Annotated in this window: 13 protein-coding genes; 4 read left to right on the top strand and 9 right to left on the bottom strand. The window is 57.1% G+C overall.

What is annotated here, in order from left to right; genetic code table 11:
* The first annotated feature begins 553 nt into the window (after positions 1-553).
* Positions 554-1,879: a hypothetical protein gene (locus AC2FLJ_RS04660; RefSeq protein ID WP_496704599.1), complete on the top strand. Its 1,326-nt coding sequence runs from the start codon at positions 554-556 to the stop codon at positions 1,877-1,879.
* Between the two features lie 5 nt (positions 1,880-1,884).
* Here the strand turns inward: AC2FLJ_RS04660 and AC2FLJ_RS04655 are convergent, their stop codons facing one another.
* From AC2FLJ_RS04655 to cobS, 4 genes are all read right to left on the bottom strand, one after another.
* Entirely contained in the window at positions 1,885-2,226 is a 342-nt protein-coding gene (locus tag AC2FLJ_RS04655) for a DUF427 domain-containing protein (RefSeq protein ID WP_496704597.1), read from the bottom strand.
* A gap of 65 nt (positions 2,227-2,291) precedes the next feature.
* Positions 2,292-4,082 (bottom strand): aminopeptidase P family protein, encoded by a 1,791-nt coding sequence (locus AC2FLJ_RS04650; protein WP_496695889.1) that lies wholly within the window; start codon positions 4,080-4,082, stop codon positions 2,292-2,294.
* Positions 4,083-4,155: 73 nt separating this feature from the next.
* On the bottom strand, positions 4,156-6,033 hold the full coding sequence (gene cobT / locus AC2FLJ_RS04645; protein WP_496704595.1) for a cobaltochelatase subunit CobT: 1,878 nt from the start codon (positions 6,031-6,033) through the stop codon (positions 4,156-4,158).
* Positions 6,034-6,213: 180 nt separating this feature from the next.
* Positions 6,214-7,200, bottom strand: a complete 987-nt coding sequence (gene cobS / locus AC2FLJ_RS04640; RefSeq protein ID WP_058274350.1) for a cobaltochelatase subunit CobS — start codon at positions 7,198-7,200, stop codon at positions 6,214-6,216.
* 321 nt (positions 7,201-7,521) lie between these two features.
* On the opposite strand from cobS, the gene AC2FLJ_RS04635 reads away from it, so the two are divergent.
* Positions 7,522-8,427 (top strand): Hint domain-containing protein, encoded by a 906-nt coding sequence (locus AC2FLJ_RS04635; protein ID WP_108859463.1) that lies wholly within the window; start codon positions 7,522-7,524, stop codon positions 8,425-8,427.
* A 5-nt stretch (positions 8,428-8,432) separates the two neighbouring features.
* Here the strand turns inward: AC2FLJ_RS04635 and AC2FLJ_RS04630 are convergent, their stop codons facing one another.
* Positions 8,433-9,059, bottom strand: a complete 627-nt coding sequence (locus AC2FLJ_RS04630; RefSeq protein WP_058274352.1) for a J domain-containing protein — start codon at positions 9,057-9,059, stop codon at positions 8,433-8,435.
* A gap of 108 nt (positions 9,060-9,167) precedes the next feature.
* On the opposite strand from AC2FLJ_RS04630, the gene AC2FLJ_RS04625 reads away from it, so the two are divergent.
* Positions 9,168-9,422 (top strand): BolA family protein, encoded by a 255-nt coding sequence (locus AC2FLJ_RS04625; RefSeq protein ID WP_058279592.1) that lies wholly within the window; start codon positions 9,168-9,170, stop codon positions 9,420-9,422.
* A 20-nt stretch (positions 9,423-9,442) separates the two neighbouring features.
* Here the strand turns inward: AC2FLJ_RS04625 and AC2FLJ_RS04620 are convergent, their stop codons facing one another.
* Positions 9,443-9,979, bottom strand: a complete 537-nt coding sequence (locus tag AC2FLJ_RS04620) for a winged helix-turn-helix transcriptional regulator (RefSeq protein ID WP_496704593.1) — start codon at positions 9,977-9,979, stop codon at positions 9,443-9,445.
* Positions 9,980-10,019: 40 nt separating this feature from the next.
* Between AC2FLJ_RS04620 and AC2FLJ_RS04615 the strand changes: the two genes are divergently transcribed.
* Positions 10,020-10,409: a VOC family protein gene (locus AC2FLJ_RS04615; protein ID WP_058274355.1), complete on the top strand. Its 390-nt coding sequence runs from the start codon at positions 10,020-10,022 to the stop codon at positions 10,407-10,409.
* Between the two features lie 36 nt (positions 10,410-10,445).
* Here the strand turns inward: AC2FLJ_RS04615 and AC2FLJ_RS04610 are convergent, their stop codons facing one another.
* The 3 genes from AC2FLJ_RS04610 to AC2FLJ_RS04600 form a co-directional block, all read right to left on the bottom strand.
* Positions 10,446-10,856, bottom strand: coding sequence for a DUF4177 domain-containing protein (locus tag AC2FLJ_RS04610; protein WP_282119147.1), 411 nt, complete (start codon positions 10,854-10,856; stop codon positions 10,446-10,448).
* 172 nt (positions 10,857-11,028) lie between these two features.
* A complete protein-coding gene (gene gatB / locus AC2FLJ_RS04605; protein WP_109313088.1) occupies positions 11,029-12,540 on the bottom strand; it encodes an Asp-tRNA(Asn)/Glu-tRNA(Gln) amidotransferase subunit GatB in 1,512 nt (503 codons plus the stop codon).
* A 70-nt stretch (positions 12,541-12,610) separates the two neighbouring features.
* Positions 12,611-13,873 (bottom strand): hypothetical protein, encoded by a 1,263-nt coding sequence (locus tag AC2FLJ_RS04600; protein WP_496695880.1) that lies wholly within the window; start codon positions 13,871-13,873, stop codon positions 12,611-12,613.
* Between the last annotated feature and the right edge of the window lie 123 nt (positions 13,874-13,996).

Here is a 13,996-nt window from a genome sequence, read left to right as displayed (position 1 = left end):
ACTTTTTTTCCGAATTTCTTGATCAAAAGGCCAAAAAATCGTTAATATTTGTGACGATTGCAGCGATATCCCTACGCGACCAAAGGAAATTTACTCCCAAAGCGAGTGTCGGGAGCCAAGAAATTTCAAGATCTTGAACGACATAACTGCATTGACTTATTTTTGAACTGAAACTCGCGCGAACGGGAGTACTTTGAAAATGCTATTTCTGCATCTTGATTTGCACTCCCGGATTTATGCAGCCTACACGCATCATGTGTCTCAACGGCTATGTTTCAAAACCCCTCCTTCAGGTATCCGGCTCGGAGACCTGGTGTGAGGGTCTCGCACGGCAATAACCGGATGGGCGGGTTGTTGTCCGAACAAGGAGGTTCGTACCTCGCCAAATTGGGAGGCAGGTGGTTTGCTGATCGGGACGGGTCAGGCAAACAAGTATCTCAGGACGTCCAATTTGTTACCAGTTTTTCTGCAATGCCCCCACGAGGCTGTTTCAGCCACTGTTTGGCGACCATCAGGTCAATACAACGGTGGGCGCCGGGCAAAGGTCCACACTATGCGAGTATTTGATGTTGCGTTGATAGGCGCGGGCCCCGCTGGCTACGCCGCTTTGACTGCAATGCGAGCGGTTTCAGGTTCGGTGGTGGTGATTACAGGCGCGGGATCTGAACCATGTGAGGACGGCCCGGCCAAGATTGTGTCTGTCGCGTACGAACGTCAGCAGCCGGCCTTTATGACCGAACGGACCGATGTATCCGGGGATGCCCCGCCGCTGTTCGTCGCCGCCGAAGTGGGTGGGCTTGCCAATTTTTGGGGCAAACAATTGCAGGTCTACGATAACGATGATCCCTGGGGTCAGGGGCGATATCTTGAAAGCTGGGCAGATTACACCGCCGCCTGCGAGACCGTGCAAAGTGACCTGCAGGTCATAGGCGGCATCCGGCGCGAGCAACTGGGCGATGGGTTGGAAAAAAGTGTGCCACGCCTTTTGACGGGAACAAAAGACGCCCCGGATATCGGCTTGGGTGCAATGGCGCGGGCCGTAGGAAACCGTCTAAGCGAAATGCCAAATGTCGAAGTCCGTGCTGGCCGTGTGCAACGGATCGAAAATGACCAGAATTGTGTAAGCTTGGAACTGGCGGATGGGACACGCATTCAGGCCCGCCAGGTGTTCCTGGCTGCAGGCGTCCTGGGCACAGCCACGTTGCTTGCGCGAAGCCTGCCACAAATTACTCAGATCGGCTTTTTGGACCACGCGCCTTATACGATCAACTGTCTGAGGCTGGCACGCGCGTTGGGATCGCCGCGGAATTACACGAATCGTGGAAATTTCAATGCGCTGACACTCAAGCGGAAACAGGATGGTCGATGCAGTCTTTTTGCGTCTGTCTATGCGGTGTCGCAAGCCCCGGTAAGCCTTGTTACGACAACCCTGGGCCTGGGTCCGCGCCTACGCGGTTGGCGCATGGGGCGTTTCATTGATTTTGTGCAACCCGTTCGGATCTGGACGCCCAAGACATATGTACAGTTTCATCTGCAACCTGAGCTTGGTCAGATCGAGGCGACGCATGTACCGGACCCGGGGCAGGACGAGGGGCTACAGTTTCTACTTGACTGGCTGGGCTCGCATCGCGTCCGTCACAATCTGGGCACTACTGCGCCAGGGCAGGGGTTCCACTATCACAACCTGACCTTTGGGCCGGGCGATGAACCTGTAGATCAGGTGGTTGAGCAGGCCTTTCAGCGGCGCGTGCGTGTTATTGACGCCTCTTGCCTCGCAGAAATTGGCTGCGCGCCGCATACCCTAACCTCCATGGCGCAGGCTTATGGGCGTGTGCGTCGCGACATGGCCTCGACCGAACGGGTCAGAGAGGCCATCTAAGGGGTTCAGATCTGCTCGACCTTAACGGAATCGACGCGGTAAAACGCGACATAACCCTTGATCTCGGCCATTGCGGCGACCGGATCCTCATAGCTCCACGCTGCGTTTTCGGTCACCGATGATTTGTTGACGATTGAGAAATGCGTTGCTTCGCCTTTGTGCGGGCAATGTGTGACCTTTTCTGTACGGTCCAGAAAGGCCATTCCGATATCGGCGCGGGGGAAATAGATCACCGGCTCCAGATCACCTTCCAGCAGCTCCAGCGCATTCATGCTCTCTCCGAGAACGGCGCCGCCGGAACGAACGCTCCATTTGCCAGCTGCATTGCGGATCGTTATGTCTGTCATCTCTGCTTCTTCCCTCGTCTTCAGTACGGATCACTCCTCTGCCCTGATTATGTGACAGCTCAGTGTCAGATCGGCGCAGTTGCGGCATCCAACCACAGTTGAGCGTCGTCGCCCAGCCTTGGGCGGACTTTTTCCGCAACGTCGCGGTGATATGAATTCAGCCACGCGCGCTCATCTACCGTTAGCATATCAACTACTACCAGCCGCCGGTCAATCGGTACGTATGTAAGTGTCCGCCAGTTCAGCATCGCACGCTCGGTGTCAGCGGTGGGCAGCGTCGGGGCATCCTGCACCACAACAAGGTTCTCGATCCGAATGCCGAACGCGCCTTCGCGATAATATCCGGGCTCGTTGGACAGGATCATACCTGGCTCGAGCGGTACGTGGCTGACCTTTGACAAGCGCTGCGGCCCTTCATGGACGCTCAGATACGCACCGACGCCATGGCCGACCCCATGATTGAAATCCTGGCCCGCTGCCCACAAGGGGGCGCGTGCGATGCATTCGATATCTCGTCCGGCCAGCCCGGCGGGCCAGCGCAGCATGGACATATCGATCATCCCTTTCAGCACGCGGGTAAAGCAGGCTTTTTCCTGATCGCCTACTTCCCCTATCGCAATGGTGCGGGTGATGTCAGTTGTGCCATCCAGATACTGACCACCGCTATCCAAAACCAACAGGTGCCCATACTCCAGCCGGCTGTCGGTTTCTTCGGTCACCCGGTAATGCATGATCGCGCCGTTGGGCCCGGTGCCCGCAATCGTGTCGAACGAGATATCCTGTAGCGCGTTTTCCCGGCGGCGGTTTTCCTCAAGCTGCGTGACCACCTGCGTTTCCGTCATTGTGCCCGGGGTCTGTGCATCCAGCCAGCATAACGTCTCAATAACGGCGACCGCGTCGCGAAGATGCGCTTCGGCACTTCCAGCGATTTCGGCCGGATTCTTGCGAGCTTTGGGCAAGGCACAGGGATCCCCTGCATCCATCATCTTGTCGCTGAGAACGTCAGCAACTGCTTGCGGCAAAGTCCCCAAGTCGACTTGAACCTTGCCGTCCAAACCCGCAGCGGCTTCCAGAAACAACTGTGGGTCGTGAACCTGAACTTGGTCGCCCAGGTGATCCAACACCCCGGCCAGCTTTTGCGCCGCCATGAACAGATCAACCCGACCATCAGCATGCAGAATGGCAAACCCATGTGCCACCGGGTTATACCCGATATCTGATCCACGAATGTTAAGCAGCCACATGATCGAATCCGGCAATGTAATGATGGCCGCATCACACCCGTTCCGTTTTAAATCCTCCGCTAGCCGCGCGATTTTGCTTGTGGCTGTTTCCCCTGCAAACTCAATCGGATGCGCCTTAACCGGGTTCATCGGGGCGTCCGGCTGATCCGGCCACACCCGATCCACCAGATTGTCACATCGCACAAGATCGATACCGTTCGCGTTCAACTCTTTCTTCAAACTGGCAATTTGCCCCGCTGCGTGCAGCCAGGGATCAAAGCCAACCTTTCCGCCGTTCGGCAGCTGGTCTTTAAGCCATGCGCCTAGGCTGGTTTCGGGCCACGGCACGGGCGTGAAATCCGCCGCAACCTGTGCCTTGACCTGCGTGCGATATCGGCCATCGATGAAAACGCCCGCAATACCGGTCAGCACTGCACAGAAACCGGCCGACCCGGTGAAACCCGTCAGCCATGCCAGACGTTCATCGCGAGGGGCCACATACTCGCCCTGATGCGCATCGGCGCGTGGGATCAAAAAACCGTCCAGCCCATCCTGTGCCATCTGTGATCGCAAAGCGGCCAGCCTGGGCGGTCCCTGTTCCGGACGCGCAGTGACTGCAAAGGACTGAAACATGTGACACCTCTCGCAAACGGGGGGCTGCCCCTTCATCTTTCGAAAAATATTCCTGCCGGAGGCAGGGCCAGCGTCAGCTGGCCCTTTTCATCCCCATCACACGCGCGCGCGCCCGCGGATCGCTGTCGAACAATGCCGCTAGCTGTTCAGTCATCGCACCTGCCAGCTGTTCGACATCCGTGATTGTTACCGCGCGGTCGTAGTACCGGGTCACATCGTGGCCGATACCAATGGCCAAAAGCTCGACCATCTTACGTTTTTCGACCATCCCGATCACGTCGCGCAGGTGTTTTTCCAGATAATTTGCTGGGTTAACGCTGAGCGTTGAATCATCAACAGGCGCACCGTCCGAGATCACCATCAGGATCTTGCGCTGCTCGCGTCGCGCAAGCATCCGGCGATGCGCCCATTCCAGTGCTTCGCCGTCGATGTTCTCTTTCAGCAGGCCTTCTTTCATCATCAACCCCAGATTGGGTCGCGCGCGACGCCACGGGGCATCCGCACCTTTATAGATGATGTGGCGCAGATCGTTCAGACGCCCCGGCTGTTGCGGGCGACCGTCATTCAGCCATGCCTCACGTGCTTGGCCGCCTTTCCAAGCGCGCGTAGTAAAGCCAAGGATTTCGACCTTCACGTTGCAACGTTCCAGCGTCCGGGCCAGAACATCGGCACAGATGGCAGCGATCGAGATCGGACGACCGCGCATCGAGCCCGAGTTATCCAGCAGCAGTGTCACCACCGTATCGCGGAATTCGGTGTCTTTCTCGACCTTGAAGCTCAGCGGCGTGGTCGGGTTGGCCACAACACGCGCCAGTCGCCCGGCATCCAGAATACCTTCTTCGCGGTCAAACTCCCAAGAGCGGTTCTGTTGCGCCTGCAACCGGCGCTGCAGTTTGTTCGCCAGACGGCTGACGGCACCTTTCAGCGGCTCAAGCTGCTGATCCAGATAGGCGCGCAGCCTCTCCAATTCGGCAGGCTCGGCCAGATCCTCGGCTGCGATCTCCTCGTCATAAGTGCCAAGGTAGACCTTGTAATCCGGATCGGCCTCGGATGCAGGCGGCAGGGTAGGCGGCTCCATCGGGGCCTCACCCTCGGGCATCTCGGCCTCATCGCCCATCTCATCCTCGGCCATCTCATCCATCGAGACCTGGGCCTGAGATTGGTCCTGCTGCTCTTCCTGCGTTTGCTCGGGGGTCGCGTCGGCGTCCTGCTCGTCCTGATCATCCTGACCAGTGCTATCGGGGTCGGGCTGTTCTTCGGCGTCGTCCTCGGCCTGATCTTCCTGATCTTCGTCCAGCTCGTCCGGATCTTCGCCCAGCTGGTCACCATACCCCAGATCCTTGATCATCTGACGGGCAAATTTGGCAAACTCGGCCTGATCCGACAGGATTTCCTGCAGGTTTTCCAGCGTCCCGCCGGCTTGCTCTTCGATGAAGCCGCGCCACAGGTTCATGATGTTCTCGGCCGCAGGCGGCAGGTCCCGTCCGGTTGCCAAGTGACGGATCAGATAACCCGCGGCCACCGACAAGGGGGCATCAGCAGGCTGCTTGCACTGGTCGTACCCACGGCGCAGCGCCTCGTGCCCAATTTTAACATCGATGTTAGAGGCCGTGCCGGGCATATCCCGCGCGCCCATCGCCTCACACCGGGCAACTTCCATGGCCTCATAAAGATCCCGCGCCATATCACCCGGAGGCGCATAGCGATTATGGGTCGCATCGTCATGGTACCGGCGCTGCAACGCCAAAGCATCCGCCGTACCGCGCGCCAGCAAAACCTCTTCGCGAGTCATGCGCCGAGAAACCTGCGGCAAACGCATCGACTCGCCCGACAGACCCGAGGGGTCGACAGTATAGCTCACTGATAATTCGGGATCATCGGCCATCACCTTGGTGGCTTCGGCCAAGGCCTTCTTGAACGGATCGGCGGGGTTGTCGTTTGGTTTAGACAATGAACGTACTCCAGATCATTGCTGCCGAGAAAAGCACTAAGCATTCCCAGCGCAGCCGTGTCAGGTGGACATGCTGCGGCGCCGTCATTTCTGAAGGCGCCGTCTTTTTCCAATCTACTTTGTCAAAAAGCCAAGCTGAATCAAGAACAACCCAGATAGATGCTATGACAAAGAAGATTATCACCCCAAGCTCACACTCGCCGCGCTTTCCGGCAGTTCCTCGTCGAAGCAACGCTGATAGAACTCGGCCACGGTCTGGCGTTCCAGCTCATCACACTTGTTCAAGAAGGACAGGCGGAAGGCGTAGCCGACGTCGCGGAAGATCTCGGCGTTTTGGGCCCAGTTGATCACGGTCCGGGGCGACATGACAGTCGACAGGTCGCCGTTCATGAAGGCAGTCCGGGTCAGGTCGGCGACGGTGACCATCTGGCTGACGGTCTTGCGGCCCTTTTCGGTGTTGTAATGCGGCGCCTTGGACAGAACGATCATCGTCTCAGCGTCATGGCTTAGGTAGTTCAGCGTCGAGACCAGCGACCAGCGGTCCATCTGTGCCTGGTTGATCTGCTGCGTGCCGTGGTAGAGGCCGGTAGTGTCGCCCAGACCGACGGTGTTCGCGGTGGCAAACAGGCGGAAGTTCGGGTTCGGCGTGATAATCTCGTTCTGGTCCAGCAAGGTCAGTTTACCGTCATGTTCCAGAACACGCTGGATCACGAACATCACGTCCGCACGACCTGCGTCGTATTCGTCGAAAACGATGGCAACGGGGTTGCGCAGCGCCCAGGGCAGGATGCCTTCGTGGAACTCGGTCACCTGTTTGCCATCACGGAGCTTGATCGCGTCCTTACCGATCAAGTCGATCCGGCTGATGTGGCTGTCGAGGTTCACACGGACGGCGGGCCAGTTCAGGCGGGCCGCGACCTGTTCAATATGGGTCGATTTGCCTGTGCCGTGATAGCCTTGGATCATCACACGCCGATTGTGCGAAAAGCCTGCCAGAATGGCTAGTGTAGTTTCGGGGTCAAACTTGTAGGTCGGGTCGATCGCGGGTACGCGGTCACTGCGGTCAGCAAAGCCCTTGATCGCCATGTCGGTTTCAATACCGAACACGTCACGGACCGAAATTTCTTCGGTGGGTTTTGCGTTTACGTCGATCGATCCGTCAGCCATTCGCCTTGTCCTTATCCTTTGCCCCGCGTTGCCGGGTTTGAACTCGTGTGTGGTGCAACATATTGCGGGCAAGGGCAAGGGAAAGCCGTGCTGCTAGGTACTTAGGCGGATGTTTCTTTGAAACTGGCCTTATCGATGTTGCGTCCAATGTCTCGAGCTAATCTTTCAAATCTTGGACAGCCCGAATTTTGGGCCCAGAACGCCGCCACGCAGTCCCGTGAAGCATTAATATTGCAATAGTAAGATGTGATGAGTTAAATATGCATATATGATTATGCAAAAGCGGTTCCCGATTTTGTTATTTTATGAGTGTAGGTACAAATGTCGTTAGTAATCTCAGGTCCGACTTCTATCTCGATCCCCAGTGGGTCGACCTCGGTTATGGAGCAGTATACCACGACCAAAGCTGTGACGTGGAGCGTGACCGTAACTGGCGATGGCGGATTGGACCCTTCCGACTACACTGTTTCAATTTCACCTAGCGGAGTTTTGACCGTTGAGCTTACTGAGGGGGCAGACATCCCTCCGAATACGCAACTCTCGGTTCGAATAGGGGCGACGAACGGGCAGCCAGGAGCCGGTAACAATGCCATCCTGAATGTGACAGTCGACCTTCCTGCGGGAACAGTGCCGTGTTTTGTAAAGGGCACCTTGATAGAAACCGAAAAAGGCCCTCGCCCTGTCGAAGAACTGTCGGTTGGGGACAAAGTTCGTGTTTCCAGCGGTGAGTTGCTATCCATTCTGTGGATTGGCAAGAAGACCCTTAGCGCGGAAGCGTTGCAGCAAAACCCGCGATTGCGTCCCGTTTGTATCAAAAAAGGAGCGATCGGAGATGCTTTGCCTGACCGCGATTTGTACTTGTCACCGCAACACAGAATTGTTTTAGAAGGGTGGCGCGCCGAATTGTTGTTCGGTGAGCCGAGGGTTTTTGCAGCAGCAATACATCTTGTGAACGACAACACTATTCGACAGGTGTGGTCCAATGAGGCGGTGACATACTTCCATATTGCCTGCAACCGCCACGCAGTTTTGATGTCGCACGGTTTGCCGACGGAAAGCTTGTTTCTGGGTGATATGGCGCTGTTGTCTTTCGGTCGCGGAGATGTAGAAGAACTTCGTGTGCTCTTTCCAGAACGGTTCAGCCGTGGATCCGCCTGGAAACAAACGCGTGTGCGTTGCTTGAAGCGCCCCGAAGCCGAGCTTTTACGGGAAATGATCAAACAATAGATCGACTATCTGAAATTCCGGCTGTCCTTGATCTGATCCCACGCCCAGACAACCTCTTGCAGCTGTTCTTCCTGGGAACGATCGCCGCCGTTCATGTCGGGGTGCAGAACCTTGATCAGCTTTTTGTACGCTTTGCGCACCTCGGCCTTGGTCCAGCTGTCATTGGCTTCCAGAATTTCGATCGCGCGGCGTTCAGTGGGGGGCAGGCGACGACCGCCACCACCTGACGTGCGCCCTTTGTTTTGGGTGCTGTTTGCGCCAAGTACCTGATGCGGGTCTTCGATGCCCAGACGCGCCCATGCGCGCGCTTCGGGATCGCCCATTGGCTTTGTTTCGCGCTCCCACACTTTGTCCTTGGAGCGCTGGGCGTTTAGCTCGGCCTCGGTGGTGCCGTCAAAGAAGTTCCATTTGTTGTTGTATTCGCGAACGTGCTGCTGGCAGAACCAGAAAAAGTCGTCCAGAACGTCAGGGGCCTTGGGTGCACGGAACTTGCCCGGTTCTTCGCAACCTTCGTGATCGCAGATACGCGTCGAGGTTTCAGACGCGCCCGACATTCCGCGACGCCCGCGCGGGTTCTTTTTCTTCGAAGTGGATACGGACATATCAAATCCGAAGGGGTCTGACTTCACCATGTGCTCATCCTTAAGAACGCATCTTTTCGACTCGGAGGCAGCAGTTTAGTCTAAGCAGCCGAAAGTAGAAGAGGGGGGGCGGTAAAATTTTCGCCCGTGAGCAAAAAAATGACTGTTACCGACGAGATCCGAACCTGCCTGATGGCAGCCTTTGAACCGCGTGAGCTGGAAGTCGTGGATGACAGCGAAAGCCACCGAGGACACGCCGGGTTTCAAGAGGGCGGCGAAAGCCATTTCAACGTCCGCATTCGTGCCAGCGCTTTTCAGGGTCAATCCCGCGTCGCCCGCCACCGGGCCGTACATAAGGCACTGGGAGACATCGTGCCCCGCATTCATGCGCTGGCGCTGGATATTGATACCTGAACAGGCCCTTTGGCCGGTGCCTAGGCGACCAGAGAAATGGCCCTGTTAACCGCGATTCCCTGATTCACCGCGCGATAGGTGGGAAAAGGCAGCCGGTGCGTTGCATCAATGTCTCGCTGTATCCACTCTTGCTCTTCCAGGCGATGAAGCGACGTCGAAAGTGCGCGGTCGGAAATCGTGATCAGACCGGATTTGAGGGTCGAGAACCGTCGGGGCCTGTCGGTCAGCGCCAGAATAGGCGCCGTCCAACTGCGTCTGAGTAACGCGAAATCAGCGTCATCTGGCACGGCATTCACGATTCGGCTGGCGATTTCGGCCGCAGATTCACCCGTTTGGGTCAATCGAAACTCGGGACGCAACGGATGACCGTGGCCAGGATTCCGTTCCAGAAAACCCAATTGAATCAGGTGGTCAAGGCTCTGGGCAAATGCCGTTCTGCCGGCGCTTGTCGCAGCCTGTAGCGGTGCCTGTCGTCCCGGCATGCCTTCATGCATTAACGCCAGGATGTTTAGGGACCAGGCGCGGGACGTAAGCTTGACAAGAATCGTTATGTCCATAAAGTATAGTTACTTTAATTTTCGCCAAAAGGATAGTTCAATGCCACTCGTTTCACTGGAAAACACGATCACGCTCGCCATGTCCGTGCAAGACAGGCATGTCAGTGCCGAATGGTATCAGGCCAAGCTGGGGTTCGAGCTGATCCACCATATTGACGAAGCCGGTTGGAGTGAGATGAAGACCAAAACCGACGGTGTGACCTTGGGCCTGGGTGAGCAGGCCGAGCCTGCGCCAGGCAATACGGTGCCGGTGTTCGGGGTGTCCGATATTGCGACGGCGCGTCAGGCGCTCGAATCCTCGGGCGTCAGGTTCGATGGGGCGACTGAAACGATCGAGGGCATGGTCAGCACCGCAACTTTCTACGACCCGGACGGCAATGCGCTGATGCTGGCGCAGGATCTTAGCCAAGCGGCAAGCGCTGCCGAGTAATTCAGCTGCATGCTGTGAAAACGCGGAGCAGACCGCTTAGGTCTGCTCTTTGTCCTTTTCGGACAGATCCGTGGGCTTCAGGGTCAATGGCGGGTCTTTGACCTCTTCTGAAATCGGTGCAGGGGCCTGCACTTCTTCTGGTCCGGGCACCGGCTGAGCCACGGGTGCATCATCGCTGTCCTCAACCGGCTCGCGCTCTGAAGAAAACTCAACTGCAACCTCTCGCCGAAACACCAGAACATTGCGCCAGTTCACGGTGGAACTGGTCAGGCCCGCGCGTTCCTCGCTGGGCAAAAGTTCCGCACGTTGGTAATCCCAGCCATCCTGCCCCATCTGATTCAGGATCTGTTCGATCGACACTGCAAACCGCCCTTCGGCAGTTTTGACGCCCTTGGCCTTGGTGCCTTTTTGTGGGGCGGGGACAACTTTGTATTCGTAGCGCTGCATCAGACTTTCCTGGTTGCCGATCCCTGGCAATCTAACATGTTGTCGAGTTTCGAACAGTCATCATCGCCCGTTGGGCAAATTCTGTTTTGTCTGTTGCGTCCCGCGCCCGGGACCGGAAAGGTCCGCGCCAGACGCACGGACCCTGCCGTAGCAGTTTCTTGGACCGAAAGGCTTACGAGCTCAGCTTTTTGCTGACCAACTCATTGACGGCCTTGGGATTCGCTTTGCCGCCGGTTGCTTTCATGACCTGACCAACAAACCAGCCTGCCAGTTTCGGGTTCACCTTGGCTTTTTCGACCTGCGATGGGTTGGCCGCGATGATTTCGTCCAGCGCAGTTTCGATGGCACCGGTGTCGGTAACTTGTTTCATGCCGCGTTCTTCAACGATCTGCGCCGGGTCGCCGCCTTCGGTGTAGACAATCTCGAACAGATCCTTAGCGATCTTGCCAGAAATGGCGTCTGAGGCGATCAGGTCGATGATCCCACCCAGCTGCGCAGGCGAGACCGGTGAGGCGGTGATGTCGTGGTCTTCTTTCTTCAGGCGACCGAATAGCTCGTTGATGACCCAGTTTGCGGCCAGTTTGCCGTTGCGGCCTTTGGCGACCTCTTCGAAATAGGCAGCCGACTCTACTTCGGCCGTCAGAACCGACGCATCGTAATCCGTCAGACCGAAGGTGCCAATAAAACGCGCCTTTTTAGCATCCGGTAGTTCTGGAAGCCTGGCTGCGATGTCATCAACCCACGCCTGTTCAATCTCCAGGGGCAGCAGGTCAGGGTCGGGGAAATAGCGGTAATCATGCGCTTCTTCCTTTGACCGCATCGAGCGTGTCTCACCCTTGTCCGGATCATACAGGCGGGTTTCCTGATCGACAGTACCGCCACCTTCGACGATGGCAATCTGACGCCGGGCCTCGACCTCGATCGCTTGCTGGATAAAGCGCATCGAGTTCATGTTCTTGATCTCGCAACGCGTACCCAGATGCGAGAAGTCCTGCGTTTCCTGATACTTTTCATAGGCACCGGGCAAGCAGATCGAAACATTGACGTCCGCCCGCAAGTTGCCGTTTTGCATGTTGCCATCGCAGGTACCCAGATAACGAAGAATCTGGCGCATCTTGGCGATGTAGGCTGCTGCTTCTTCGGGGCCGCGAATATCGGGGCGGCTGACGATCTCCATCAGGCAAACACCGGTCCGGTTCAGGTCGACAAAGGACATATGCGGGTCCATGTCATGGATCGATTTGCCTGCGTCCTGTTCCATGTGGATGCGTTCAATTCGCACCATGCGCGCGGTGCCGTCGCCCATTTCCACCAGCACTTCACCTTCGCCCACGATGGGCTGGTACAGCTGAGAAATCTGGTAACCCTGCGGCAGGTCCGGATAAAAATAATTCTTGCGGTCAAAGGCCGATACCAGGTTGATATCCGCCTTCAGGCCCAGACCGGTTCGTACCGCCTGTTCAACGCAGTATTCGTTGATCACCGGCAGCATTCCCGGCATCGCCGCGTCCACGAATGCCACGTTCGAATTTGGCTCGGCCCCGAATTGAGTCGATGCTCCCGAGAACAGCTTGGCATTGGACGAGACCTGCGCATGCACCTCCATCCCGATGACCAGTTCCCAATCGTGCTTGGCCCCGGCAATGGTTTTGGGTTTGGGCATTTCGTATGTCAGGTCGAGCATGGCGCGCCTCATTTCCGCAGAAGTCTAAGCCTGCGTATTAGGCCCGGCACGGCCTAGGGGCAAGGGGGAATCAGTGCCCGGACAGGCGCAAACCCGTCGGAGTAAACGTCACATCCAATCCGCTGCGCAGCTCATCGCGGAACAGATCGCCAATTGCACGCAGGGCATCGCGCTGCCCGCGGGCCGCGAACCGTTCGGGTGAATTGATCCGAACACTGTTGTTGAACCCATTTGCTGCATGGGCCCAAATCAACGGGTGCAGTTCTGTCAGGTGATCGCGGATCAGCCAGTTTGCAGCCTGGTGTATCTGGCTGCGCACCAGATCAGCCTTGTCGCACTGGCCAGCACCGTTCTGGATCGTGATGGCGCAGTAGGCAGACAACATGTTGACGGTTTGCTGGTCAGGACGCCGACGGAGAATATCGTGCATGCCTTCCAGGAAGAAATCGACATCCAGACGCGCGCAGGCCTCTTCGTCCAGGGCAATTGCGTCGAACTGAACCCAAGTATAGCCTCCGGCCCCCCAGATGTCCCGGGTCTGAGCCGCCATACGCAGCGCCTGGACCTCGAGCTCGCCATAGCTTCCGAACCAGCGCGGCAGCAGGTGGGTCCCCATCGCGCGCATGTGCCGATGATTCAACGGGTCGAGCTTAATCAACCGCTCGTATTCATCCGCCACCCGTGTGTTGGCTCTACGCTGACCTGCCAAAATTGCGCAGCCAGCCGAGGCGACAATGGGGCTGTCCGCTGCGGCCTCGCGACAATTGGGAAGGATTGCAGCTGCCCGATCGAAATGGGCGGCGCAGCGGGATTGGTGCAGCGAGGGCAGGGTTGCTTCGTTCGTCGTACCGCGCCATGCCCATGCCATATCAATGTGGGCCAAAGCGACAACCAAGGCGATCATCGGGTCACACGAATGCGCGCGCATCTCGTCTTCCAATTCGGAAATGCCGCTCAGGACGTCAAACTCTGATAGCGCTTTGGCATCGGACAGCGCATGTTCTGCCGCCAGAACCACATCGGCCCGCGCCCCAAACGCCAGCAATTCCGCGACAGGCATGCCGTCGGGTGCAGTTTCCCGTGCGTCGTCTGCTTTGTGCATCAGGTCGGACAATTCTGCCCAGCGATCCTGCCTGGCGAGGAAACGGCCTTTTTCTATCGAGCTGCGCCCAATCTCATCCTGGGCCTGAACATCAGCCAATGGGATGTTCAGTTGCCCTTGGTCCGGTAACACGGGCGAAACAGCCGGGTCAGCGAAATACGCGCCGGATGCAGCGGGATGAGCAATAGAAGATCGGGAACGGGACGAACGGTCCCTAAAAAACCAGAACATGGCGGCACTCGAAACAAACAAACCAGAAACTTGAGGGTAAGAGCTTTGCCGTAATCGGTGTCAAATTCAAGGTCTTTGAAGGGGACCGGTTAGCATTTGCCTCTAATCTTTCAAAAATGAACC

Source organism: Ruegeria sp. CDSA034, assembly GCF_059612275.1.
The sequence above is the reverse complement of the archived record's forward strand: the minus strand, read 5'-3'. Positions and strand labels throughout refer to the sequence as shown.

Bases quoted from the DNA above. Each gene is read 5' to 3' on its own strand.
- cobS (WP_058274350.1), bottom strand. From the start codon at position 7,200: ATGGCTGACGGATCGATCGACGTAAACGCAAAACCCACCGAAGAAATT.
- AC2FLJ_RS04625 (WP_058279592.1), top strand. From the start codon at position 9,168: ATGACTGTTACCGACGAGATCCGAACCTGCCTGATGGCAGCCTTTGAA.
- AC2FLJ_RS04655 (WP_496704597.1), bottom strand. From the start codon at position 2,226: ATGACAGACATAACGATCCGCAATGCAGCTGGCAAATGGAGCGTTCGT.
- gatB (WP_109313088.1), bottom strand. From the start codon at position 12,540: ATGCTCGACCTGACATACGAAATGCCCAAACCCAAAACCATTGCCGGG.
- AC2FLJ_RS04650 (WP_496695889.1), bottom strand. From the start codon at position 4,082: ATGTTTCAGTCCTTTGCAGTCACTGCGCGTCCGGAACAGGGACCGCCC.
- AC2FLJ_RS04610 (WP_282119147.1), bottom strand. From the start codon at position 10,856: ATGCAGCGCTACGAATACAAAGTTGTCCCCGCCCCACAAAAAGGCACC.
- AC2FLJ_RS04630 (WP_058274352.1), bottom strand. From the start codon at position 9,059: ATGGTGAAGTCAGACCCCTTCGGATTTGATATGTCCGTATCCACTTCG.
- AC2FLJ_RS04635 (WP_108859463.1), top strand. From the start codon at position 7,522: ATGTCGTTAGTAATCTCAGGTCCGACTTCTATCTCGATCCCCAGTGGG.
- AC2FLJ_RS04620 (WP_496704593.1), bottom strand. From the start codon at position 9,979: ATGGACATAACGATTCTTGTCAAGCTTACGTCCCGCGCCTGGTCCCTA.
- AC2FLJ_RS04660 (WP_496704599.1), top strand. From the start codon at position 554: ATGCGAGTATTTGATGTTGCGTTGATAGGCGCGGGCCCCGCTGGCTAC.
- AC2FLJ_RS04600 (WP_496695880.1), bottom strand. From the start codon at position 13,873: ATGTTCTGGTTTTTTAGGGACCGTTCGTCCCGTTCCCGATCTTCTATT.
- AC2FLJ_RS04615 (WP_058274355.1), top strand. From the start codon at position 10,020: ATGCCACTCGTTTCACTGGAAAACACGATCACGCTCGCCATGTCCGTG.